At 73.7% G+C, this 22,977-nt stretch carries 20 protein-coding genes; 7 read left to right on the forward strand and 13 right to left on the reverse strand.

Features of this window, described 5'->3' with window-relative positions; genetic code table 11:
* The first annotated feature begins 100 nt into the window (after positions 1-100).
* The gene (locus IF55_RS30185) at positions 101-736 is read left to right on the forward strand and encodes a HEAT repeat domain-containing protein (protein ID WP_030877616.1); all 636 of its coding nucleotides are present in this window, start codon (positions 101-103) and stop codon (positions 734-736) included.
* Here IF55_RS30185 and IF55_RS30190 read toward each other — a convergent pair.
* The 3 genes from IF55_RS30190 to IF55_RS30200 are packed head-to-tail and all read right to left on the reverse strand — an operon-like array spanning position 706 to position 2,711.
* Positions 706-1,230, reverse strand: coding sequence for a GNAT family N-acetyltransferase (locus IF55_RS30190; protein ID WP_037963113.1), 525 nt, complete (start codon positions 1,228-1,230; stop codon positions 706-708). The genes IF55_RS30185 and IF55_RS30190 overlap by 31 nt on opposite strands.
* A 40-nt stretch (positions 1,231-1,270) precedes the next feature.
* Positions 1,271-1,669 carry a RidA family protein gene (locus IF55_RS30195; protein WP_030877612.1) on the reverse strand — a complete coding sequence of 133 codons (399 nt, stop codon included), beginning with the start codon at positions 1,667-1,669 and terminating at the stop codon, positions 1,271-1,273.
* Positions 1,670-1,682: 13 nt separating this feature from the next.
* A complete protein-coding gene (locus IF55_RS30200; protein ID WP_030877609.1) occupies positions 1,683-2,711 on the reverse strand; it encodes an Rv2578c family radical SAM protein in 1,029 nt (342 codons plus the stop codon).
* 146 nt (positions 2,712-2,857) lie between these two features.
* Here IF55_RS30200 and IF55_RS30205 point away from each other — a divergent pair, with 146 nt between their 5' ends.
* The 4 genes from IF55_RS30205 (at position 2,858) to IF55_RS30220 (ending at position 9,655) form a co-directional block, all read left to right on the forward strand.
* A complete protein-coding gene (locus IF55_RS30205) occupies positions 2,858-3,301 on the forward strand; it encodes an SRPBCC family protein (protein WP_030877607.1) in 444 nt (147 codons plus the stop codon).
* Positions 3,302-3,708: 407 nt separating this feature from the next.
* A complete protein-coding gene (locus IF55_RS30210; RefSeq protein WP_030877604.1) occupies positions 3,709-6,126 on the forward strand; it encodes an MFS transporter in 2,418 nt (805 codons plus the stop codon).
* Between the two features lie 147 nt (positions 6,127-6,273).
* A complete protein-coding gene (locus IF55_RS30215; RefSeq protein WP_030877601.1) occupies positions 6,274-8,721 on the forward strand; it encodes a SpoIIE family protein phosphatase in 2,448 nt (815 codons plus the stop codon).
* A gap of 211 nt (positions 8,722-8,932) precedes the next feature.
* Entirely contained in the window at positions 8,933-9,655 is a 723-nt protein-coding gene (locus tag IF55_RS30220) for a class I SAM-dependent methyltransferase (RefSeq protein ID WP_030877599.1), read from the forward strand.
* Positions 9,656-9,794: 139 nt separating this feature from the next.
* On the opposite strand, the gene IF55_RS30225 is transcribed toward IF55_RS30220, so the two are convergent.
* Together IF55_RS30225 and IF55_RS30230 are read right to left on the reverse strand one after the other, a co-directional pair.
* Positions 9,795-10,721, reverse strand: coding sequence for an alpha/beta fold hydrolase (locus IF55_RS30225; RefSeq protein ID WP_030877597.1), 927 nt, complete (start codon positions 10,719-10,721; stop codon positions 9,795-9,797).
* A 167-nt stretch (positions 10,722-10,888) separates the two neighbouring features.
* Positions 10,889-11,731: a fumarylacetoacetate hydrolase family protein gene (locus IF55_RS30230; protein ID WP_030877594.1), complete on the reverse strand. Its 843-nt coding sequence runs from the start codon at positions 11,729-11,731 to the stop codon at positions 10,889-10,891.
* 240 nt (positions 11,732-11,971) lie between these two features.
* Here IF55_RS30230 and IF55_RS30235 point away from each other — a divergent pair, with 240 nt between their 5' ends.
* Positions 11,972-12,586, forward strand: coding sequence for an AAA family ATPase (locus tag IF55_RS30235; RefSeq protein ID WP_051776101.1), 615 nt, complete (start codon positions 11,972-11,974; stop codon positions 12,584-12,586).
* Between the two features lie 93 nt (positions 12,587-12,679).
* On the opposite strand, the gene IF55_RS39870 is transcribed toward IF55_RS30235, so the two are convergent.
* From IF55_RS39870 to IF55_RS40925, 5 genes are all read right to left on the reverse strand, one after another.
* Positions 12,680-12,820, reverse strand: a complete 141-nt coding sequence (locus IF55_RS39870; protein WP_169767290.1) for a hypothetical protein — start codon at positions 12,818-12,820, stop codon at positions 12,680-12,682.
* 22 nt (positions 12,821-12,842) lie between these two features.
* On the reverse strand, positions 12,843-13,259 hold the full coding sequence (locus IF55_RS30240; RefSeq protein WP_342668355.1) for a glycine-rich domain-containing protein: 417 nt from the start codon (positions 13,257-13,259) through the stop codon (positions 12,843-12,845).
* Positions 13,260-13,548: 289 nt separating this feature from the next.
* A complete protein-coding gene (locus IF55_RS30245) occupies positions 13,549-13,869 on the reverse strand; it encodes a hypothetical protein (RefSeq protein ID WP_030877585.1) in 321 nt (106 codons plus the stop codon).
* Entirely contained in the window at positions 13,866-14,441 is a 576-nt protein-coding gene (locus IF55_RS40185; protein WP_063764064.1) for a DUF7848 domain-containing protein, read from the reverse strand. The genes IF55_RS30245 and IF55_RS40185 overlap by 4 nt, the downstream gene beginning before the upstream one ends.
* 245 nt (positions 14,442-14,686) lie before the next feature.
* A complete protein-coding gene (locus IF55_RS40925) occupies positions 14,687-16,768 on the reverse strand; it encodes a helix-turn-helix domain-containing protein (protein ID WP_245661511.1) in 2,082 nt (693 codons plus the stop codon).
* Positions 16,769-16,874: 106 nt separating this feature from the next.
* Here IF55_RS40925 and IF55_RS30260 point away from each other — a divergent pair, with 106 nt between their 5' ends.
* A complete protein-coding gene (locus tag IF55_RS30260; RefSeq protein ID WP_051776097.1) occupies positions 16,875-18,455 on the forward strand; it encodes an MDR family MFS transporter in 1,581 nt (526 codons plus the stop codon).
* 69 nt (positions 18,456-18,524) lie between these two features.
* Here the strand turns inward: IF55_RS30260 and IF55_RS30265 are convergent, their stop codons facing one another.
* From IF55_RS30265 to IF55_RS30275, 3 genes are all read right to left on the reverse strand, one after another.
* Positions 18,525-20,813: a catalase gene (locus IF55_RS30265; protein ID WP_030877572.1), complete on the reverse strand. Its 2,289-nt coding sequence runs from the start codon at positions 20,811-20,813 to the stop codon at positions 18,525-18,527.
* Between the two features lie 196 nt (positions 20,814-21,009).
* A complete protein-coding gene (locus tag IF55_RS30270; RefSeq protein WP_037963110.1) occupies positions 21,010-21,675 on the reverse strand; it encodes a histidine phosphatase family protein in 666 nt (221 codons plus the stop codon).
* Positions 21,672-22,961: a cytochrome P450 gene (locus tag IF55_RS30275; protein ID WP_030877567.1), complete on the reverse strand. Its 1,290-nt coding sequence runs from the start codon at positions 22,959-22,961 to the stop codon at positions 21,672-21,674. The genes IF55_RS30270 and IF55_RS30275 overlap by 4 nt, the downstream gene beginning before the upstream one ends.
* Positions 22,962-22,977 lie beyond the last annotated feature (16 nt).

Consider the following 22,977-nt stretch of genomic DNA (forward strand, 5'->3'; position numbering starts at 1 on the left):
TGCTGCTCTCCTTCGGAGGTTAACTCACGGGTAACCGAGGCCGCCAGTGGTCGGCACGCGAATTACGCTGTGGCACGGGCCACTCGGGGAGGAGCGGGAAATGGAAGAGGAATTCCGTGCGCTGCTGGAACGAGTATGGGGACAACTGGGCTCCCCGTCGGAGGTGAGGGCCTACCAGGGCGTGCTCGACCTGCTCCGCGACCACCGCCCCGCCGAGCACCGGGAAGACCTGGCGCGGATACTCGTCGAGCCCGGACGCCCGCTGTGGGCACGGGAGATCGCCGCCTACGCGCTGGGCGTGCGCGGCGACCGGCGCGCCTTCGAGCCGCTGGTCATGCTCCTCAACTACCGCGACCCGGTGAGCTGCGCCTGCGCCGCCCGCGCCCTCGCCCGTCTCCGCGACCCCCGCACGGCGCGCGCCGCCGCCGCCCTCGCCACCAACGAGCTGCGCACCGCCTACGCCCTGTACCCCATCCGGCTGCTCACCGAGCTGCGCGCGCCCGAGTCCGTACCCGCCCTGCTGTCCACCCTGAACCGGCTGCTGGCCGCGCCCGACCACTACTGGCCGATCGCGCGCGCCTGCGTCGAGGGGCTGGGCGTCCTCGGCGACCGCAGCGCCGTGGAGTCCCTGAACGCGGCCCGCCGCCACGAACGGCTGCGCCCCGCCGCCGACGAGGCCCTGGCCCAGCTCTCCGGCACGGCCACTCAGAACGTCCGCCCCACCTCCAGCGCGTAACGCACCTCCGGCACGGGCACCCCCGCCACCTCGTACTCCTCCTCACCCCCGTCCGCCGCGAAGCCGGCGCGCTCGTAGAAGCGGCGGGCGCGGGCGTTCTCCTTCACCACCCACAGCCGCAGCCGCGAGAATCCCCGCTCGGCGGCGCCCGCGACCGCGGCGGCGGTCAGGGCGCGCCCCACGCCGGTCCCGATCACCTCGGGCCGCACGTAGAGCGCGTACAACTCCCCGTCGCCGGGGGCCGCGCCCTGGTCCCGCGACGCCCCGAAGCTCGCCCAGCCCACTACGGCGCCGGCGTCCTCCGCCACCAGGCTGGTCACCTCGGAGCCGGCGCGGGCGAAGAACTCCCGCCGCCGCGCCGCGTCCTCGCACGCGCTCAGCCCGTCGAGATACGCCCGCGGCATGATCCCGGCGTAGGCGAACCGCCGGCCCCGCACCCGGACCTCCGACACCGCGTCGATGTCCGCCGCCGTCATCTCCCGTACGCGCACCATGCCGGCACGCTAGGAGTTCGCGCCGCCCGCCGCCAGGGAATTACTCGCCCACCAGCGCGAACGCCTCGACCTCCAGCAGCAGGTCCGGCCGGGCCAGCGCCGCGACCTGGACGGCGGAGGAGGCCGGCGGGCGGGCCGTGTCGATGACCTCGTCGCGGGCGGCGCGCAGCGCGGGGAGGATGGCCATGTCCGTGACGAAGTAGGTCAGCTTCATGACATCGGCGAAGGTCGCGCCCGCTTCGGCGAGGCAGCGGCCGAGGTTGGCGAAGACCTGGCGGGCCTGGGCCTCGGGGTCGGCCGGGCCGACGAGCGCGCCGTCGGCGTCGAGGGCGATCTGGCCGGAGACGGCGATGAAGCGGCCGGTGCCCCAGACGACGTGGCTGTAGCCGTTGCCGGGCGCGAGGCCGTCGGGGGTGGGGGAGTGGTGGAGCTGCGTCATGCGGGTGCCCCCTTCAGAGCAAGGTCAACTGGGTGTGTTCGGGGGCGAGCGTAGGCGACGCGGGCGGTTCGGGGACACGGCGGTGGGCGCCGGGTGCGTACGGGCCGATGCCGGCCTCGGCCGCGTACTCGTGCACCAGGCGGGTGATCCGGCGCTGGTACCACTTCGGGGCGTACGCGCCGCCCGCGTACATCGACTCGTACCGGCGGACCAGATGCGGATGGTGCTCGGCCAGCCAGGCCATGAACCACTCGCGGGCACCGGGCCGCAGATGCAGCGCGAGCGGGGTGACGGACGTCGCGCCGGCCGCCGCCACGGCCCGCACGGTGGCGCGGAGCTGCTGCGGAGAGTCGCCGAGGAAGGGGATGACGGGCGCCATCAGCACCCCGCACGCGATGCCGTGGCCGGTGAGCGTACGGACGGCCGCGAGCCGCCGCTCGGGCGCGGGCGTGCCGGGCTCGACGGTGCGCCACAGGGCGGCGTCGAGGAAGCCGACGGAGACGGAGACGCCCACGTCGGTGACGTCGGCCGCCCGCCGCAGCCGCTCCAGATCGCGGAGGATCAGCGTCCCCTTGGTGAGGATCGAGAACGGGTTGGCGCGCTCGGTGAGCGCGTCGATGATCCCCGGCATCAGCCGGTAGCGGCCCTCCGCGCGCTGGTAGCAGTCGACGTTGGTGCCCATGGCGATGTGCTCGCCGCGCCACTTGGCGGCCGCCAGCTCGCGCCGGAGCAGCTCCGGCGCGTTGACCTTGACGACGATCTGGGAGTCGAACCCGGTGCCCGTGTCGAGGTCGAGATAGCTGTGGGTCTTGCGCGCGAAGCAGTACACGCACGCGTGCGAGCAGCCCCGGTAGGGGTTCACCGTCCATTCGAACGGCATGCGGGACGCTCCCGGCACCCGGTTCACGATCGAGCGGGCCCGTATCTCGTGGAAGGTGATGCCGCGGAATTCCGGGGTGTCGAACGTGCGGGTCACCGAGTCCGTACCGAACAGCGCCGGAGCGGCGCGCTCGCCGTCCCGGCTCAGGTTGGTCCAGCGCATGGCGCCTCCTCGTATCGTCCTCTTTCGAATTAGAACATACGTTCGCTACGGGCGGGGCGACCCTGGATTTGGGCGGGTGTGGCGATGGTGGTTGGCTGTGGCGCAGAGGCCGGGTACGGCACGGACACGACGTCGGAGGAAGAGTCATGGGCCAGGTCGAGGCCACCACGGAGCGGATCATCGCGGCGGACCCGGAGGAGGTGTTCGACGCGCTCGCCGACTACACCGGCACCCGCGCCAAGCTGCTGCCCGAGCACTTCAGCGAGTACGAGGTGCGCGAGGGCGGCGACGGCAAGGGCACGCTCGTCCACTGGAAGCTCCAGGCCACCAGCAAGCGGGTCCGCGACTGCCTGCTGGAGGTGGACGAGCCCACCGACGGACAGCTCGTCGAGAAGGACCGCAACTCCTCCATGGTCACCACCTGGACCGTCACCCCCTCCGGCGACGGCAGGTCCCGCGTCGTCGCCACCACCACCTGGACCGGCGCGGGCGGCATCGGCGGCTTCTTCGAGCGCACCTTCGCCCCCAAGGGCCTCGGCCGGATCTACGACGCCATCCTGGCCCGGCTCGCCGACGAGGTGGAGAAGTAGCCCCTCGGCGAGGAGCCGGGGAACGGGCCCGGCCGGAGCCCGCCGGGAGACGCCCCGCGCGGGCTCAGAGCCTGTGTCATATCCCTGGCCGGGCGCCCGACGCCTGGCACGCACGCTCGCGGCGTTGCCGAAATGTCCTAGTAGCTCCGCTACGAGGACCTTCCGGCGCCTTGCGATCGCACGCACCAGACGCCGTGCGCTGATCCGACCAGGGATATGACACAGGCTCTCACCGATTCGAGTGGTTTTCATAGCGGCGCCGCGAACCGCCGCCGCCGCTCCTACCGGCCCGAAGGCCCGCCGAACGCCCCTCCCCGGCGAATCGTCGCGCTTGCCCGCGCTTGCTCAAGGTTGTCGTGAAATGCGACAACAGGGCGGCGGAGCAGGCGCGATGAGGGGAGCAGCACGTGGGCGGGACCATCTGGGCAGCGGAGGACGAACACCTCCTCGCAGCCGACACCGGGCTCGCGCGCCCGGCCGCCGAACCCCGCCCCCCGGCGCCGGGCGTGCCGCCGCGGTCCCGGCCGGCCCGCGCCGCCCTCTTCGCCGCCCTGCTGCTCACCGCGGCGCTCGTCGCGCTCGACCAGAGCCTCGTCGCCGCCGCGCTGCCGCACCTCGCCCACGACCTGCCCGGCGGCTCCGCCCTTTCCTGGGCCGTCCCCTGGGCCGTCACCGCGCACCTCCTCGCGTGCGCCGCGGTGCTGCCGCCGGCCGGCGCGCTCGGCGACCTGCTCGGCCGCAAACGCGTCATCGTCCTCGCACTCGCCGTCTTCGCCGCCGCCGCGGCGCTGAGCGGCTGGTCCCGGACCGCGCCCCAGCTCATCGGCTTCCGCGCCCTCCAGGGCATCGGCGTCGGCGCCCTCCTCGCCACGGTCCCCGCCCTCCTGGCCGACCTGGTGCCGCCGCGTCGCCGCGGCCGCTGGTACGGGCTGCTCGGCGCCCTCGCCGGAACCGCCCTCGTCGCCGGGCCCGCCCTCGGCCAGTACGTCGCCGAACACGCCTCCTGGCGCTGGTGCTTCGCCCTCCACGCCCCCCTCGGCCTCCTCGCCCTCACCGTCATCGCCCTCACCCTCGACCTGCCCAGGCCCGCCCGGCGGCCGAAGCCCAACCTCCTCGGCGCGCCGCTGCTCGCCACCGCCTCCGCCTGCCTGATCCTGCTCGCCGCCCGGGGCGGCACCGAACACGCCTGGACCTCCCGCGTCACCCTCGGCCTCGGCGCGGGCGCCCTCGGCACCCTGCTGCTGTTCGCCGTCACCGAGCACCACGCCGCCCAGCCGCTGCTCCCCCCGCGCCTCCTGCGCGACCCCGCCTTCGCCGCGGCCGGACTCCTCAGCGCCCTCCTCGGCGCCGCGCTCGTCGCCGCCGGCGCCCTCCCGGCCTACCTCCAGACCGCCCACCACACGGCCCCCGTCGACGCCGCGAAACCGCTGCTGCCGCTGCTCGGCGCCATCGCCGTCGCCGCCCTCGCCGCCGGCCCCATCGCCGACCGCACCGGCCGCCACCGGCCCGTCGCCGCCCTCGGCGCCGCCCTCCTCGCCACCGGCGCCTACCTGCTCTCCACCCTCGGCCCGCACACCTCGCCCACCGCCCTCGGCCTCCGCACGGCCGTACTCGGCCTCGGCATCGGGCTGCTGCTGCCGGTCCTGACCCTCGCCGCCCAGCACGCCGCGCGCCACGCCGACCTCGGCGCCGCCACCGCCGCCGTCCACCACCTGCGGCTGCTCGGCGGCTGCCTCGGCGCCGCCCTCGCCGCCTCGGCGCTCACCGGCCGCCTCACCGACCCGCCCCGCGGCGCCGGGCTGCCGCCCCTCGACTCCATCACCCCGCGGCTGCTGCACACCCTCCCCACCGACGTGCGCGACGGCTTCCTCCACGCGTACGCCGATGCCGTACCGCGGACCTTCCTCCTGCTCGTACCCGTGCTCGCCCTCGGCTTCCTGCTCGCCTTCCTGCTCAAGGGCCGGCCGCCGCTGCTCGAAGCCCCGCCCGCCGCACCCGGCGTCCCGGCCGGCGCCGTCCCCGCGCCCCGCCCCGTCGTCGCGCCGCCGGAGCCCGCCCCGCTGCTCACCGGCGTCACCATCACCGGCGCCGTCCGCTGCCACGACGGGACCGCCGTGCCGCGCGCCGCCCTCACCCTCATCGACGCCATGGGACGGCAGATCGGGCGCGGCAGCGGCGACGCGGAGGGCCGGTACGCGCTCGCCGTGCCCGGCCCCGGCTCGTACGTCCTGGTCGCCGTCGCCGGCCGGCACCAGCCGCGGGCGGTGACCGTCACCGTCGCCGACCGCCCCGTCACCCTCGACCTCGTACTGGGCGGCGCCGGGCGGCTGATGGGCACGGTGCTCACCGCCGACGGCTCGCCCGCACCGGAGGCGCTGGTCACCCTCACCGACGCGTACGGCGAGACCGTCGCCACCACCCGCGGCGACCGGCAGGGCCGCTACGTCCTGCCCGAACTGCCCGCCGGCGAGTACACCTTGGCCGCCGGGGCGCCCGGCTTCCGCCCCGCCGCGCTCCCCGTCACCCTCCAGCCCTCCCGCGAACTGCGCCAGGACATCGAGCTGGCGGGCGGCGCCGTGCTCCGCGGGACCGTACGGGCGGGCGGCGGACGGCTGGTGGAGGAGGCCAGGGTCACGCTCCTCGACGCGGCCGGCAACGTCGTCGGGTCCGCCATGACCGGCGGCGACGGCGTCTTCCGGTTCATCGGCCTGCCCGCCGGCGAGTACACCGTCATCGCGGCCGGATACCCGCCCGTCGCCACGGTGTTGCAGGTCACGGGCGGCGGCCGCACCGACAGCGAACTCCAACTCGGGTACGGGGACTGACGCCCGGCCGCCGGACGGAGCACAGGGGGCACCGGGCACGCCGGGCGCACCACCTATTCGTCCATTGCGCCACGCGGCGGCCCTCGGAGGCTTACCGTGGTAATGGTGGCGCAGATCGTGCGTACGTGTACGAAGGAGCAACCGCCCATGGACCGTACCGCGTCAGGCTCCGCCCTCGACGAGACGGCGGCGGACGTCCCGGGACGCATCCCGCTCGCGGTGATCGTCGTGGACGCCGCACGCCTGGTGACGCACTGGAGCACGGGCGCGCGCAAGCTCTTCGGCCACACCCGCGAGGAGGCGCTGGGCCGGCCCGCCGCCGATCTGCTGCCCGTGGCGGGCGCGTTCACGGACACCGACTGGCCCGACCCCGACGCGTACGACAGCCTCGGCCAGGACCTCGACGCCTCCCTCGGCGGCGAGACGTCCTACCCCACCGCCGGCCGCGCCCGCATGACCGACTCCGGGCGCGGGGCCGTGGACGTCGTGTGGTGGGCCTACCCGCTGGTCGGCCCCGGCGCCGAACGCCTCCTCGTACTGGCCGCCGACGCCGCCCAGTTGCACAGCACCGAGCACGAGCGCGTCGCGCCCGGCTTCGGCCTGCACACGGACTTCGCGGACGCCCCGCGGCTCGCCGAGCGGCTGCCCGACATCCTGCCCAACATGGGCCCCGCCGCGAGCAGCCGCATCGTCTCCCAGGTCCTCGAACTCGGCTATCCCGTCCTGGAGATCAGCCAGCAGGAGCGGGTGCCCGTCACCCCGGACTGGGGCATGCCCAAATACGTCGAGCGCCGCCGCCGCCTCGCGCGCGAGCGCGGGCGCGGGCGCGGGGACAGCACGGCGGGCGCACGGCCGGCGGGCTCCCCGGCCCCCGCGGACGAGACCGACCTCGAATACGCCGCCGTACGCGAACACCTGGAATTCCTCAACGACGTCAGCGGCCGGATCGGCAGCTCCCTGGACCTCGCCCGTACGATCCGCGAGGTCACCAGCGCCGCCGTGCCCCGCTTCACCGACTTCGCCGGCACCCACCTGCGGGCCGCGGTCCTCGCCGGCGAGGGGTTCCCGGACGGGCCGCCCGACGTCACCACCGTCTGGCACCGGGTCTGGGTCGAGCACAACGACGAGCCCGGCCGCTGGGACGACACCGTGCCCGTCGGCGAGGCCATCGCCTTCCCCGCCGACACCCCGTTCTTCCGCTGCATGGTCACCGGCGAGCCGGTGCTGATCCCGCGCATCAGCGAGGAGATGGGCACCCGCATCTCCGAACGGTTCGAGAAGCGCGACCTGCGCCCCCTGATCACCGGCCGGTCGATGCTCGTCGTCCCCCTCAAGGCGCGCAACGTGGTGCTCGGCTTCATGGTCCTCATGCGCCGCGACGGCCGCGAGCCCTTCACCGACATGGACCGCACCACCGGCGCCGAACTCGCCGCCCGCGCCGGCCTCGTCCTCGACAACGCCCGCATGTACACCTACCAGGAGAACGTGGCCGAAACCCTCCAGGACTCCATGCTGCCGCAGGTCGCGCCGCGCATGGCGGGCTGCGACGCCGCCACCCGCTACCTGCCGGGCACCCTGCTCGGCCGGGTCGGCGGCGACTGGTTCGACAGCATCAAACTCTCCGGCTCCCGCACCGCCTTCGTCGTCGGCGACGTGATGGGCCACGGCCTCAACTCCGCCGCCATGATGGGCCAGTTGCGCACCGCCGTGCAGACCATGGCCGCCCTCGACCTGCCGCCCGCCCAGCTCATGCGCAACCTCGACGACCTCGCGCAGCGCCTCGGCGAGCACTACCTCGCCACCTGCCTGTACGCGGTCTACGACCCCATCCGCTCCGAACTGCTCATCTCCAACGCGGGCCACATCCCGCCCGTGCTCGTACGGGCCGCCGACGGCCGCAGCGAACTGCTGGAGCTGCCGACCGGCGCGCCCGTCGGCGTCGGCGGGGTGCCCTTCGAGACGGCGAAGGTGCGCGTCGAACCCGGCGACCGGCTCGTCCTGTGCACCGACGGCCTGGTCGAGGTGCGCGGCGCGGACATCGGGGACGGCCTCGCCGCCCTGTGCGAGTCCGCCGCCCACCCGGCGGCCTCCATGGACGACGCCTGCGACACGATCATCCGCGCCCTGAACACGCGCGGCGGACGCAAGGACGACGTGGCGCTGCTGATGGCCCGGCTCAACGGCATCCCCGCCGGCGACGTCGCCGAGTGGGAGCTGGCCACCGACCCGCGCGAGGCCGGCCGCGCCCGTCGGCTGGTGCGCGGGCAACTGCGCGACTGGGGCCTCGACGAGGCCGTGGAGACCGCCGAACTCCTCGTCAGCGAGGTCGTCACCAACGCCCTGCGGTACGCCCACGCCCCGCGCGTCGGCCTCCGGCTGGTCCGCAGCGACGCCCTGCTCTGCGAGGTCACCGACGACGACCAGAGCCTCCCGGCGCTGCTGACCGCGGGCCGCGACGACGAGTTCGGGCGCGGGCTGCACGTGGTGAGCAAGCTCGCGCGGGAGTGGGGCGCGAGCCGGCTGGCGCGGGGCAAGACGGTCTGGTTCGAGCAGTCGCTGGGACGCGGCGGAGGACCGGAGTCCGGGCGGCGCTGACGACGGTACGTACGTAGACCGGTCGTCGGCGTTCGGGCGCTGTCGACGGTTCGTACACCGGTCGTCGGCGGCCGCAGGCCCGGTGGAAGTGGGAACACCAGGTGAAAGAAGGCGCCGGGCCCTTGCCCGGCGCCGTGGCACGGCGGTACTCAAGATCTCGACGGCGGAGCCGTCGGAGCCATCTGAGCCATCGGACCTGGGGAGCGCGGCCATGAGCGTGTCGGACCGGTACAAGAACGCCTGGGAAAGCTATTGGAGCGATGTCTCCGACACCCCCGGCGAGGCGATGTGGGACGCCGATCCCGAGCTGAGCGCAGTGCCGCACCTGGCGCTGCTGGAGCCCTACACGGACCGTTCGCGGCCGGTCGTCGACCTCGGCTGCGGCAACGGCACCCAGACCCGCTATCTCGCCACCCGCTACCCCCGCGCCGTCGGCGTGGACCTCTCGCACGCCGCCGTCGCGCACGCCCGGCGCGCGGACCCCGCCCGTACGGCCGAGTTCGAACAGCTCAACCTCGCGGACGCGGCGGCGGTGCGGGCGCTGCACGAGCGGCTGGGCGACGCCGATGTCTATATGCGCGCGGTGATCCACCAGAGCGATCCCCCGGACCGGGCCCCGGTCGCGGCGGCCGTCGCCACCCTCATCGGCCGGACCGGGCGCGCCTTCGTCGCCGAGCTGACCCACGCCTCCCGGACGGTGATCGGCGAGGTCGCCAAGGCCCCGGGCGGCCCGCCGCCGAAGCTGGAAGCCGTCCTCGCGCACGGCCTGCGCCCGGCCGAGGCCGAGGACCGCGAGGTCGCCGACCTGCTGGAGGGCGCGGGCCTGGAGATCCTCGCCCAGGGCGGCACGACGCTCCCCCAGACGGAGTTCCACCCGGACGGCAGGCGCATCGACCTGCCGGCGGAGTGGTTCGTGGCGCGGGGGAGGGGGTGAGGGGGAGCTTTCGTCGTACGGGCACGGGGGCTGTACGGGCGTACGGCACGTACGGGCGTACGGGCGTATGAGCCCGGCGCTGTGAGCCGGCTGCTGTGAGCCGGCGCGAGCCGATCGCCCCCATGCGCTTCGGCCGGCCTCAATCGTTGTCGGCGATGAAACCGGCTATGGCGGTGGCGACGGCGTCCGGTTGCTCGTCCGGGATGAAGTGGCCCGCGTCCGGCACGACGATCCCGGTGGCGTTGTCGGCCCAGGGCCGGATGGAAGCCGCCATGTCGGGGATGGAGCCGTCGCTGCTGGACACCCCGAGCACCGGCAGCGTCAGGCGGCGCTGGTCAAGGGCCTCGTGGTTCTTCCGCGCCGACGCGGCGGCGTCCCGGTAGTAGGCCAGGGAGGCGCGGATTCCGCCGTCGGCGGCGAAGGCCGCGGCGTAGTGCTCGATCTCGGCGTCGTCGAAGGCGTCGGGGGCGAGGGCCTTGGCCGCGAGGAACCAGCCGACGTACTCGCGTTCACGGCCTGTGAGCAGGGTTTCGGGCAGTTCGGGCACGAGGTGGAAGGCGAAGTGCCACGTCTTCCACGCCGCCTCGGGGTCGGTCGGGACGGCGTCGGGGAGGGTGATGCCGGGGATGCCGGCGTCGAGCAGTACGAGGCCGCGCAGCCGGTTCTCGTACTTCAGGGCGAGGGAGAAGGCGACCCAGGCGCCGATGTCGTGGGCGGCCAGCCAGTACGTCGACACGTCGAGCGCGCGCACCGCGGCGTGGACGTACGCGGCGACCGTGTGCGTGTCGTAGGTGCCGTACGGGCGCTCGGAGTGGCCCTGGCCCGGCAGGTCGACCGCGATGACGCGGAACCGCTCGGCCAGGCCGGGCATCACCTTCCGCCATGCCCACCAGGTCTGCGGAAAACCGGCGAGCAGCACGACGGCCGGCCCGTCCGGCCGGCCGCCCTCGACGGCGTGCAGCCGGACCCCGTCGGCGTCGACCCAGCGGTGGGCGAACCCGGCGAGGTCGTGCAGGGGCAGGCCGCCGACCGGGTTCTCGGGGGCCGGGGGTTCCGGGGCGTTCATGGCTTTCCTCCATCGATGTCGGGCGTGCCTCTGAACCACACGCTAGCCATCTTGGATCGGTCAGTCAAAGATGAAGGTATGCGAGCGCGTGGCCTGTGGCGCCGTACGCCGTACGGGCGCGGGCTGCCGTGGTGTGCGGCGGCCCGCGCCCGGGTGGGTGGCGTCCGTCAGGCGGTGAAGCGCTGGCGCAGTTCGCCGATGCCCTCGATGGTGGTGACGAGCTCGTCGCCGGGGGCGAGCCACCGCTGGGGGGTGCGGCCGAGGCCGACGCCGGCGGGGGTGCCGGTGAAGATGGCGTCGCCGGGCAGCAGCGGCAGGACGGCGGAGAGCCGGGAGACGAGGGCGGGGGCGGAGAAGATGAGGTCGCGGGTGTGGCCCTTCTGGACCTCTTCGCCATTGATGGAGCAGCGCAGTTCGAGATCGTCCCGGTTGTCGAACTCGTCGGTGGTGACGAGCGAGGGGCCCAGGGGCGCGAAGCCCGGGAAGGACTTGCCGAGGCTGAACTGCGGTGCGGGTCCGGCGAGTTGGCTGATCCGCTCGGAGAGGTCCTGACCGGCCGTCAGCCCGGCGACGTAATCCCAGGCGTCGGATTCGGCGACATCGCGGGCCTCGCGGCCGATGACGGCGACCAACTCCACCTCCCAGTCCGTGTGGCCGCCCGGCGGCAGGGCGACCTCGGTGACGGGCCCCGAGATGCTGGTGGCGAACTTGGTGAAGACCGGCGGCAGCCCCTCGGGCGCCTCGAACCCCGACTCGGCGGCGTGGTCCCGGTAGTTGAGGCCGATGGCCAGCACCTGGCGCGGCGCGGGCACCGGGGAGCCCAGCTCCTCGGGCGAGAAGGGGGCGCCGCCGGTGAGGTCGGCCGTCGCGGCCCACTCCCGGAACTCGGCCCAGCGCCCGTACACGGCCTGCGGGTCGGCGGCGAACCGCCCGCCGCTCACCCGCTCCACGTCGACGGCCTTCCCCTCGTGCAGCAGGACGAGGCGACCGGAGAGGTTGGCGATACGCACGGAACGGCTCCTTGGGGGCGGGGCGCGACGGGCGGACCGCCGGCCGGATCGTTAATCATCATGATGATTAGGGCGATACTCGCTCCGCCGGGCCCTGGAGTCAAGGGGCGACGGCGTGGGGGGGGAGGACACCGCAGGTGGCGGCCGAGGGCAGTGTCTAATAGGCGGCGGCTGCCCGATGCCGCGGTGGACACGGTCGCGGGCGGGGCGGATGAGGAACGAGCAGAGGTGAGGTCATAGGTGTACGCGATAGCCGGCGACGGGCAGGGCCCGCTGGTGACGCTGCTCGGCGGCGCGTCGGGCAGCGGAAAGACGCGGCTGGCCTATCCGCTCGCCCAGCGGCTCGGGGCGCCGGTCGTGGAGATCGACGACATCGTCGAGGCCGTACAGGCCATGACCACCCCCGACCAGCAGCCCGTCCTCCACCACTGGACGACCCACCCCGAGGACGCCGACCTGCCCGTCGAGCGCGTCGTCGAACTCCAGCTCGCCATCTGCGCCGCCGTGCGCCCGGCCGTGGAGGCCGTCATCGCCAACCACCTCCGCACCCGCGTCCCCGTCGTCATCGAAGGCGACTACCTCCTGCCCGCCCTCGCCGCCCAGCGCACCTTCGCCGGCGTCGAGGCCCGCCCCGGCGAGGTGCGCGCCGCGTTCGTCCGCGAAAGCGACGTCGACCAGCTCGTACGCAACTACCAGGACCGCGAACCCGAAGACGGCCCCCAACCGCACCGCGCCCGCGTCAGCGCCCACTACGGCGACGCGCTCGCCCTCCGGGCGACGGCCCTCGGCCTCCCGGTCATCGACGCCCGCCCCTGGCCAACGGCCGGCGAGCGCCTGGCGGCCGGCCTCGCCTGACGGGCCCCTCGCCGGGGTGGCCGGGCCCCGCCCGTACGCCTGGCTGGGCCGCGCCCGTACGCCTCGGAGGCGCACGGACGCGGCCGTCTCTCTTCAGCCCTCGTCGGGCTCTTCGACGCCAGGGACGACGAAACCGCGTACGGGCGGTTTGTCGCCTGCCTGTGCGGCCTGTTCCTGGGCCGCGCGCCACGCCTCGGCGAGGGCGGCGTATCGAGGGTCGATCCACTCAGCCATGGGCCTCCAATCGGCCCTCAAACTATGCCAGCGCCGGGCCCGTCACTTCCTGGCTGCACGGTGGCTGTGGCGTCGGCATGGGGCGGATGGTGCATTCCGTGGAATGCTGACAGTTCGCGGCTACGGGCACGAGCGGAGTGCCTGTGGGCGGTCCCCACAGGGCCTCGTCCACGTCGTATCCGCAGGCGCGGATCTTCTCGCGCGTCCGGTCCAGTACGGTCGGGTCGTAGTGCATCGGGTCCCACCCGGGGAAGTGATGCACGAACCCGGCCCCCAGCGACGCGCACAGGTCCGCGTACACCTTCGTGTGCAGGATGAGGCCGTGCCAGCCCTCATCCACGACCCGCGAGGGCGCGAGCCCCGCCCCCGGGAACCGGGTACAGGCGACGACGAACTTCAGCCCCTCGTCCACGATCCGGCCCGCTGTCCCGACTGCCATACCGGGGTTGTTTCCCCTGACGGTCGCGGCGACCGCGGCCCACTGCTCTTTGGTGAGTTGGTCCCTTACCGTGTTCACGTGCGACCTCACTTGGTGTGTCGTACCTGATGAGCCCCCCGGCCGTGTCCGCGTCCAGGCGTGCGGCCGGGGCGGCTCCGCTTCCCGCTCGTTCCTCCTCTCGGGCGTGTCGGGTGCCTGGCGGTTCATCCGGCGGTGTTCGTGCCGGCCGTGCGCGTGGGCGCACGATGTTGCGGCGCACCCGAAGTCGCATGAGCGCGGCGCGTCGTCATCACGGCTGCGCCTGTAGCGGCACGGGGTGGCCCTGGGCGCGGTGGCGCTTCAGGAGTACGCGACAGTCGAGGGCCGCGCTCGGGTCGCGATTCCGCTCCGCCTCGGCGAGCTTCTTGGTCAGGGACTGGCAGTACACACAGGTAGGGGAGTTCTTCGCCGTCATGCCTGGGCCTTTCTGGCCGCCAAGGCTCTGCCTCGGGCCGTACGGGGGAGTTGGGCGGGTCATTTCCGTGCCGACGGCTACGAGATGCACCAGCAGCACGATGGAGGTTCCGGCGGCCCCGACGAACAACGCGGTGAAGATTCGGCCACCGGTCATGTGGTGACACCGCCGCCCGCCGGGCCCGACGGGTCGGTCGTGTCGTGCGACGCCGGCCGCGTCACCATGTTGCCTTTGATCAGCCGCCCGTCGAATTTCTCCGGCGGCTCCAACGTCACGTAATCGCCGAAGTTTCGGCGGTACCGCTTGTGCCCCGTCGCCTGGGCATGCTTGCGCATCCACTCGGCGGCTGCGCTCGGGTCGATAGCCATGGCGGATTCCGCGCCGCATTCGATGTCGTCCCCGGACACGCAAGTGACCGAGAACTCCGTGTGCGTGAACGGGTCCAACTCGACGGTGTGGGGTACGTACCGGAAAATGCGACGGCTCATCAACGCGCCCTGCCTTTCGGCCCCGCTCTGATTCAGGCGAACGGCGGTGTCCGGCTTCCCCCGCCCCGCACGGCACTCCGCACTCCGGCACGGTGGAAACGCGGGCGACCCGAACGGAATGGCCGGCTTGCCGCGCAGCCCGTACGAGTCGCCGAAGATCCCCGAAAGCGTGCCGTTCACCTCACGCTCGACCACCCGACGAGACAGCGCCGCGCGCGTCTCGCGCGCCTCGCCCCTCATGCGCGCCGCCGTCGGCTTCGCGCCGGGCGGCTCCGGGTGCGTGCCTGTATCGCGCGTGCCCCGTCGCATTCGGCCGGCAGCGGCCAATACGAGTTGGCGTCAGCGGGGAATGGGGATCTCGACGCAACGGCGTCTCTGGGCATCGCGAGGGCCTCTCCAACTAGCGTTGTCTGTCACGCTGGCAGGGAGAGGCCCCGATGTCTGTGGCATTTTCACGATGCGTGAGCGCTAAATACCCCGCGTAATCACATGGTCAGGCCGACCACCCCGGCGAGTTCGCGCATCTCGGGCGTAAGCGTGCGGCGGCCACGCACCACGGTGTCGAGAATGTCGCGTGCGTAGCGCTGCTGCGGCAGCCACTGGGGTGCGTCGTGCCGGACGCGCTGCAGCAGCTCAACGGCCGCCGGGTAGTCGCGGGTACGGGCGTGCGCGTCGGCCACATCCAGCAGGTGGCGATTGCGGTTGCTCCACTTGGGCGAGACCCCTCCGAGCGGTACTCGTTCCGCGAGGCGGAGCACCCGGTCCGGCTGGTCGAGGACGGAGGCGATCTCGGCCGTCTTCATCGCGACCGTGGTGGGGCCGAACGAGCGGATCGCGTCGCGGCTGCTCCGCTGCTCCTTGCCCACCGCTACGGCCGCGGCGCGCGCCAGTTTCATCGCGTCGGCCGCCGCCGAGGTCTTGTTGTTCCGCACTGCCGCAGCGGCCACCATCAGCAAGAGGCTCCCCCAGGCGTTCAGCTCCTCGGGCGTGGCTCGGGACATGCGCGGTTCCGTCTCGTCGGCCCAGCGCACCGCCAGTTCGTACGCTTCGCCCAGCCGCCCCTGCCGCAGCTTGAGCCAGCACAGGGTGTCCACACTGGCAGCCGACTCCAAGCGGTCCGACGCGTCCGACATCGCGCGCCCCAGGGCCAGTTCGGCGGCGTCGAACTGGCGGTTGTGGACCATCACCATGCCGACCAGTTGCAGCGCACGCACGCGTACAGCACGTCCCTCCGGGCCGAGCGCGTCGGCGTCGCGGACGAGGGCCGGGGTGAGCTGGGCCAGCGTCGCGTACTCGCCCGCCGTCACGAGCGCTTGCGCGGCGGTCACCGCGTCGCCCACCCCCTCGGCGCTGGGGGCATCGGCCTCGGTCGCGTCGCCCTCGACCGGCGGCGGGGCGGCCAGGGCCGCGCGTACGGCCGTCCATTGAGTCTCGGTCGTCGTGCCCGCCTTCTCCGGCCGGGGATCTCCCGCCAGATGCATCGTGGGGACACGCAGCGCGTGGGCCAGTTTTCGCCACGTTTCGAGGCGGGCGCCGTCCCGCTCTCCTTGCTCAAGTTTCGTGATCACGGATTTCGAGACTCCCGACGCGTGTTGGGGCAGCCACTCGGGCGAGCTGTCGCGGATGGCCAGCAGGCGCTCGACCGCCGCGCCGTAGTCGCGGGTCTTGGCGTAGGCGTCGGCCACGTCGAGGTAGTGGCGGTTGCGGTTGTTGCTGGTCGGCCGCAGGCCCCCGGTGGGCACGCGCTCGGCGAGGCGCAACACGACGTCCGGGCGGTCGACCACGGCGGCGTTCTCGGCGCGCTTCAAGGCGACGGTCACGGGGCCGAAGGTGCGCAGGTGGTCGTTCTCCGGGGCGTACTCCCGCCCGACGGCCACCGCGGCCGACCGCGCGAAGCGCAGGGCGTCCTCGGCCTCGCCCGGCGCGTTGTCGCGTACCGCTGCCGCCGATACGCGCAGCAGCAGCCACCCCCACGTGCTGAGTTCGGCGGGCGTCGCGCGGGAGATCCGGGGTTCGGTCTCGTCGGCCCAGTGTGTCGCCAACTCGCGGGCCTCGCCCAGCCTTCCCTGCCGCAGCCGCAGCCAGCACAGCGTGTTGACGGTGGCCGCCGCCTGGAGGCGGTCCCCGGCGTCGTCCAGGGCGCGGGTCAGGGCCGTCTCCGCCGCCGCGAACTGGCGCGTCTGCGTCAGCAGCCACCCGACGAGTTGCAGAGTCCGTACGCGCACGGCCCGGCCCTCCGGGCCGAGTGCGTCGGCGTCGCGTACCAGCGCCGGGGCGACCACCGCCAGCGCGGCGAACGCGTCGCTCTGGAACAGCGGCTGGGCCGCCGCCAACGCGTCCGTCACGCCGCCGACGGTGGGCAGGTCCTCCTCCTCCTCGGAGGAGACCGGCGGGGCCGCGACGGCGGCGCGTACGGCCGCCCAGCGATCCTCCGTGTCCGGGTCCGCCCCGTCGCCGTCCTGGTGGCCCGCCAGGTACATCGTCGGGACGCGCAGCGCGTGGGCCAGTTTTCGCCACGTTTCGAGGCGGGCGCCGTCCCGCTCTCCTTGCTCAAGTTTCGTGATCACGGATTTCGAGACTCCCGACGCGGCTGAGCGGCGATCAATTCGTGTAGGGGCCATTACTGTTGGGCGGGAACTTCTCGTAGTCGGCCGATGGGCGGAGGGCGTCTCCATGATGGCAGCGAGCGGCGATTCCGGCAGCGCGGCGGGGGCGGGTCCGGGGGACCCGGAGCGGTTGGACCGGCGCGTGGGGCTGGCCTGCGGGCTGCTCATCCTCGGGGCGTTTCTGGCGCTGCTGGACACGACGATCGTCAGCGTCGGCATGGACAGGATCGGGGAGCACCTGCACTCGCCGCTGTCGACGATCCAGTGGATCGGCGCCGGGTACATGCTGGCGATGGCCGTGGCCATTCCCCTTTCGGGGTGGGCGGTCGACAGGTTCGGCGGGCGGCGGATGTGGATGGGGACGCTCGCGCTGTTCCTCGTCGCGTCCGGGCTGTCCGGTCTCGCCTGGTCCGCGCCGAGCCTCATCGTCTTCCGCATCGTGCAGGGCTTCGCGGGCGGGCTCATCGAACCCGTCGCGCAGACGATGATCGCCCGGACCGCCGGGCCGCGACGCGTCGGCCGGGTGATGAGCCTGGTGCAGATCCCGATGATGCTGGCCCCCGTGTTCGGGCCGGTGATCGGCGGTTCCGTCATGGAACTGGCGGGCTGGCGCTGGCTGTTCTTCCTCAACCTGCCGATCGGGGCCGCCGCCCTGCTGCTGGCCCGGCGCGTCCTGCCCAAGGACCGGCCCGCCGCCCGGCCCGCCGACGGCGGTTTCGACTCGCTCGGCTTCGCCCTGCTCTCCCCGGGGCTCGGGCTCCTCGTCTACGGGCTCTCCCAGGCCGGTACGGGCGCGCGGCCCGGTTCCGCGACCGTCCTCGTACCCGTCGTCCTCGGTGCCCTCCTGCTCCTCGGGTACGCGGCGCACGCCCTGCGCACCAAGGGCGCGCCCCTCATCGACCTGCGGCTCTTCGCCAACGGCAAGTTCGCCCGGTGCACGGTCATGCTGTTCATGCTCGGCTTCACCGTCAACAGCGGGCTGTTCATGATCCCCCTGTACGACCAGATCGTCCGCGGCGAGGGGCCCGTGCACGCCGGGCTCATGGTCGCCCCCCAAGGGCTGGGCGCCGCCCTCGTCCTGCCGTTCGTCAGCCGCCTCACCGAACGCTTCGGCGCCCGCGGCGTCGTCCCCTTCGGCATGGCCCTGGCCTGCGTCGGCACCTTCGCCTACACCCAGATCGACGCCGGCACCGGCCCCGGATGGCTGGCCTTCTGGCTGTTCGTACGCGGCGTCGGCACCGGCGCCACCTTCGGGCCCGCCCTCGGCGCCGCCTACCAGGCCATCGGCGACGCGGTGGCGGCGCGGGCCACCAGCGCGCTGTACGTACTGCTGCAACTCGGCGGCGCCGTCGGCACCGGCGGGCTCGCCCTGCTCTTCCAGAACCGCATCGCCGCCGCGATCCCCGGCGCCAGTGGGACGCCCAGCGCCGCCGACGATCCCAGTCTCGCCGCGCCCCTCGCCCACGCCTTCGGCGAGGCGTTCTGGGCGGGCGTGGTGGTCTGCGCCGCCGCCGTCGTCGTCGGGCTCTTCCTGCCGGGGCGCTACCGCGGCGGGGAGGGCGACGCCGGGCCGCGGGACGCCGGCCAGGACTCCCTGCCGGAGCCGGGCCCGGCGGCGGATGTGCCCGCCCCGCCGCCCTCGCACTGAGCACCGGCTACTGCGGCGGGGGCGCGGGAGCCCCGGCCTCAGCCCCGGCCCCCTACACCCCCACGCTCCTCAAGCCGACGGCGCGAAGCGGTCCCACGCCCGGTGCCTGCCGAGGAAGCCCGTCACGGTCCGCAGCACCTCGGACGGGTCCGTGCCGACCGCCACCCCGGCGGCGTCCGAGGAGAGGCCGGCCGCGTCCAGGGCGCGGCCCCCTTCGGACCAGGCACCGAGTGCCTTCCCGTGCCGGTACGCCTCCGTGACCAGCAGCAGCACGCGCGGGTCCACGGCGGCGGCCGACGGCCCGCCGTCGCCGGCCTTGGCGTCGCGGGCGCCCTGGGCGTCCGCGGCCGGGGCCGGCGCGCCGGCCAGCAGGATCGCGTCGAACTCGATGGAACGGGCGGTGGCGAAGGTGCGCTGCACGCTCACCGCGTCCCCGTCGCCGCCATCGCCCAGCGTGCCGCCGGACGCCGCGATCACCAGTGGGACCATCCCGGAGTCGAGGATCGTACGGCGCACCGTGCGTACCGCGTCCAGCGCGTCGGCGGCCCCGTCCGTGACGATACCGATGATCCGCCCGTCGACCGGCCACTCGCGGCCGATCTGGGACAGGGCGGGGCTCGGCTCGACCGTCGCCAGCGGCACGCTCGGCTCCGGCGCCGGCAGCCCCAGGCCGGTCGCGACCTGCGCGCACAGCTCCGGGTCGATGTTGGCGAGCGACCGCAGGCCCCGCTCCTTGACCGCGGTCTCCCAGCATTTGCCCAGCTCGAAGGTGTAGGCGGCGATGATGTGCGCCTGCTCGGTGGGGGTCATACTGAGCCAGAACTGCCGGGCCTGACTGAAGTGGTCGTCGAAGGACGCCGCCGCGTCGCGCACCTTGCGGGCCGCGGGCACCTCGACCGGCACCTCGATGTAGGCGCCGGTCTCGGCGCCGGCCAGGAAGGGGCAGCCGCCGTCGAGGGAATTGGGCCGGTACGGGGCCACGCCGCGGTGCACCGCGGTCTGGTGCATGCCGTCGCGCAGCATGTCGTTGACGGGCGCGTGCGTCCGGTTGATCGGCAACTGCGTGAAGTTCGGGCCGCCCAGCCGGGTGATCTGCGTGTCGACGTACGAGAAGAGCCGCCCCTGCATCAGCGCGTCGTTCGTGACGTCGATGCCGGGCACCAGGTGGCCGACGTGGAAGGCGACCTGCTCCGTCTCGGCGAAGAAGTTCGAGGGGTTGGCGTTGAGGGTCATCAGGCCGATCGGCCGGACGGGCGCCAACTCCTCGGGCACGATCTTCGTGGGGTCCAGCAGGTCGATGCCCTCGAACATCTCGTCCGGCGTGTCCGGGAAGGTCTGCACGCCCAGCTCCCACTGCGGGAACGCCCCGGCCTCGATCGCGTCGGCGAGGTCGCGCCGGTGGAAGTCGGGGTCCACACCCCCGGTGATCTGCGCTTCCTCCCACATCTGCGAGTGCACGCCGAGCTTGGGCTTCCAGTGGAACTTCACCAGCGTGGTCTCGCCCTCGCCGTTCACGAGGCGGAAGGTGTGGACGCCGAAGCCCTCCATCATCCGGTACGAGCGCGGGATGCCGCGGTCCGACATGTTCCAGAGGGTGTGGTGGGTGGCCTCCGTGTGCAGGGTGACGAAGTCCCAGAACGTGTCATGGGCGCTCTGCGCCTGCGGGATCTCGCGGTCCGGGTGCGGCTTGCCCGCGTGGATGATGTCGGGGAACTTGATGGCGTCCTGGATGAAGAACACCGGGATGTTGTTGCCGACCAGGTCGAAGACGCCCTCGTCGGTGTAGAACTTCGTGGCGAAGCCGCGCGTGTCCCGGACCGTGTCGGCGGAGCCGCGCGAGCCCAGGACCGTCGAGAAGCGGACGAACACCGGCGTCTCGGCCCCTTCCGCCAGGAACGCCGCCTTGGTGATCCCCGACGCGGAGCCGTAGGCCTGGAACACGCCGTGCGCGGCGGCCCCGCGCGCGTGCACCACCCGCTCCGGAATCCGCTCGTGGTCGAAATGGGTGATCTTCTCCCGCAGGTGGTGGTCCTGGAGCAGCACCGGGCCGCGGGGGCCCGCCTTCAGCGAGTGGTCGGTCTCGTACAGGCGTGTGCCATTGGCGGTGGTGAGATACGCGTCGGCCTGCGCGATCCGGCTCTGCCGCGCCCCGGTGGCCTGCCCGGTCGGGCTGTACGTGTCCGGGCCCTGCTGGTCGTGCTTGGGCGGCAGCGGTTCACGGGGCTCCGTCGGCTCCTCGACCGGCGGCGCCTCGGGGCCCGGCGCGCCGGGGATCTCGTTGCCGGGGCGCAGGGCTTCCCGGGCCTTGTCCACGACCCGTTCGGCGGCGGCCGACAGCGGATTCTTCTTCTCGCTCATTGAGTCTCGACCTCTCGACGGGGCATTGCCGCGCGTGGGGGAGAGCAGCACGCGGGTACCGGCGATCTTGCGGAGCGACGGGTACCCCACCTCGCGGAAGACGACACACCCACTGAGCCATCCGGAGCCACGCGTCCCTCGGAGAGGCCGCGACTACCTGCGGAGAGGGGGAGCGGGGCGGCACGGGGCCCCGGCCTCAGCGTTCTCCGCGCAAATGGCTCACATCGTTGTGGCACAGCAGGGTCCACCCCGGCGAACCACCCGGCGGCGGCCACGGCAGGGGGCGGCGGGCCCAGTGGGTCAGGCAGGCCGGCCCCGAGGTGAACGACGTGTGGGCGCGTACCTCGGCCGGCAGGTCGAGCAGGAGCTGGCTGACCGCGGTGATCGTCTCGCCGTGCCCCACGATCAGCACCCGCCGCCCCGCGTGCCGCTCCACGAGCCGGTCGACCGCGGCCCGCACCCGGGCCAGGTACGCGCCCCAGCTCTCGCCGCCCGGCGCCAGCGGCCGGCCGGGATGGAGGACGGGCGTGCCGCCGAAGGCGGCGACCACCTCCCGCCAGGGGCGGCCGTCGCCCGTGCCGCAGTCCGCCTCGCGCAGGCCGGGCTCGACGACGGCGGGCAGGCCCAGGGCGGCGGAGACGATACGGGCGCTCTCCCGGGTCCGGGGCAGCGGCGAGGTGTAGAGGGCGTCCACGGGATGTCGGGCGTGGTCAGCGCGCAGCCTCCGCGCCAGCCGCCGCACCTGCTCGCGGCCCCTCTCGGTGAGGCCCCCGCAGCCCGCGGGGCCGCCGACCGTGCCCGTACGGCTGCTCACCGACTCGCCGTGGCGCACCAGCAGCAGCTCGGTGCCGGCGTGCGTCAACGGCCGCTCCCCGCGACGGGGACCTCGGGCACCGACCGGAGCGCCGCCGCCAGGCCCGGCCCGCGCCGCTCGCCCTTCGTGAACGTCGCGGGCAGCGAGGCGAACCCGTTGACCTGTCCCACCGACGGGTAGTCGACGGCCTCGGCCCCGATCACCTCGTAGTCCGGCAGCCGCTCCAGGACGGCGCCGAGCATGGTCTGGAACATCAGCCGGGCGAAGTGCGCGCCCAGGCAGCGGTGGATGCCCGCCCCGAACGCGAGGTGCCGGGCCGCCGCCCGGTCGATCCGCAGCAGTTCGGGGGAGTCCACGGCCGCGGGGTCGTGGTTGGCGGCGGCCCAGGAGATCAGCACCCGGTCGCCGGCCCGCAGCGGGCAGCCGTTCAGCTCGGTGTCGCGGGTCACCGTGCGGGCGTTGAAGTGGATGGGGGAGAAGTAGCGCAGGAATTCATCGGTCGCGCTGTCCAGGAGCGCCGGGTCGCCGGCGACCCGGCGGCGCTCGTCCGGGTGCCGGGCGAGCCAGTCCAGGGCGCGGCCGAGCAGCGCGGTGGTGCTGTCCGCGCCGCCGAAGAACAGCAACTGGCAGACGCTGACGGCCTCTTCGTCGGTGAGCCCCGCTTCCTCGGCCGTCAGATAGCTGATCAGATCGGCGCGCGGCGCGCGCCGCCGGTCCGCCACCACGTCCCGGAGCAGGTCGAGGACCTCCTCCAGCAGCCGCCCGGCCTCGGTGTGCTCCGGGCTGCCCGGCGTGCTGGAGACCAGCGTGTGGAAGGGGTGCGTCAGCTCCCGCCAGTCCTCGGCGGGCAGCCCGAGCCAGGCGACGACGAAGCAGGCGGGCAGCGGGAACCCGAGGTCGCCGACCAGGTCGATCCGCCCGGACTCGATCCGCTCGTCGATCAGCGCGGCGGCGAGGCCGGTCAGCCACGGCCGCCACGCCTCGCTCGCGGTGTGCGAGAACCGCGGGCTCAGCAGCCGCCGGTAGCGGAAGAACTCGGGCGGGTCCACCTCCTGCGGAATGCTGCGGGTCCCGGACGAGAAGGGCACGCCGACGCCCCGGAACCCGCCGCGCTCGCCCGTCGGGTCGTGGTCGGAGGAGTACGTGGCGTCGTCGCCGGCCACGGCGGTGACGGCGGCCTCGCTGGAGACCACCCAGAACCCGCCGTGCCGCTCGGAGCGGGCCACGGGGCAGCGCTCCCGCAACTCGCGGTAGATCTCCGGCCACCGCTGCCCGTACTCGGCCGAACCGAAGTCGAAGTCGGTCCCGTATCCCGGCTGCTGGCTTCCGCGCACTCTTCCCACCTCGGTT

Source organism: Streptomyces varsoviensis (assembly GCF_000718635.1).
GTDB classification, from domain to species: Bacteria; Actinomycetota; Actinomycetes; order Streptomycetales; family Streptomycetaceae; genus Streptomyces; species Streptomyces varsoviensis.

What these genes read in the sequence shown, in the direction of transcription:
- IF55_RS30245 (WP_030877585.1), bottom strand. Translation starts at nt 13,869, where the DNA reads ATGACCGGTGGCCGAATCTTCACCGCGTTGTTCGTCGGGGCCGCCGGA.
- IF55_RS30205 (WP_030877607.1), top strand. Translation starts at nt 2,858, where the DNA reads ATGGGCCAGGTCGAGGCCACCACGGAGCGGATCATCGCGGCGGACCCG.
- IF55_RS30265 (WP_030877572.1), bottom strand. Translation starts at nt 20,813, where the DNA reads ATGAGCGAGAAGAAGAATCCGCTGTCGGCCGCCGCCGAACGGGTCGTG.
- IF55_RS39870 (WP_169767290.1), bottom strand. Translation starts at nt 12,820, where the DNA reads ATGGCTGAGTGGATCGACCCTCGATACGCCGCCCTCGCCGAGGCGTGG.
- IF55_RS30225 (WP_030877597.1), bottom strand. Translation starts at nt 10,721, where the DNA reads ATGAACGCCCCGGAACCCCCGGCCCCCGAGAACCCGGTCGGCGGCCTG.
- IF55_RS30200 (WP_030877609.1), bottom strand. Translation starts at nt 2,711, where the DNA reads ATGCGCTGGACCAACCTGAGCCGGGACGGCGAGCGCGCCGCTCCGGCG.
- IF55_RS30240 (WP_342668355.1), bottom strand. Translation starts at nt 13,259, where the DNA reads ATGGCAGTCGGGACAGCGGGCCGGATCGTGGACGAGGGGCTGAAGTTC.
- IF55_RS30215 (WP_030877601.1), top strand. Translation starts at nt 6,274, where the DNA reads ATGGACCGTACCGCGTCAGGCTCCGCCCTCGACGAGACGGCGGCGGAC.
- IF55_RS30195 (WP_030877612.1), bottom strand. Translation starts at nt 1,669, where the DNA reads ATGACGCAGCTCCACCACTCCCCCACCCCCGACGGCCTCGCGCCCGGC.
- IF55_RS40185 (WP_063764064.1), bottom strand. Translation starts at nt 14,441, where the DNA reads ATGAGGGGCGAGGCGCGCGAGACGCGCGCGGCGCTGTCTCGTCGGGTG.
- IF55_RS30185 (WP_030877616.1), top strand. Translation starts at nt 101, where the DNA reads ATGGAAGAGGAATTCCGTGCGCTGCTGGAACGAGTATGGGGACAACTG.
- IF55_RS30260 (WP_051776097.1), top strand. Translation starts at nt 16,875, where the DNA reads ATGATGGCAGCGAGCGGCGATTCCGGCAGCGCGGCGGGGGCGGGTCCG.
- IF55_RS30190 (WP_037963113.1), bottom strand. Translation starts at nt 1,230, where the DNA reads ATGGTGCGCGTACGGGAGATGACGGCGGCGGACATCGACGCGGTGTCG.
- IF55_RS30220 (WP_030877599.1), top strand. Translation starts at nt 8,933, where the DNA reads ATGAGCGTGTCGGACCGGTACAAGAACGCCTGGGAAAGCTATTGGAGC.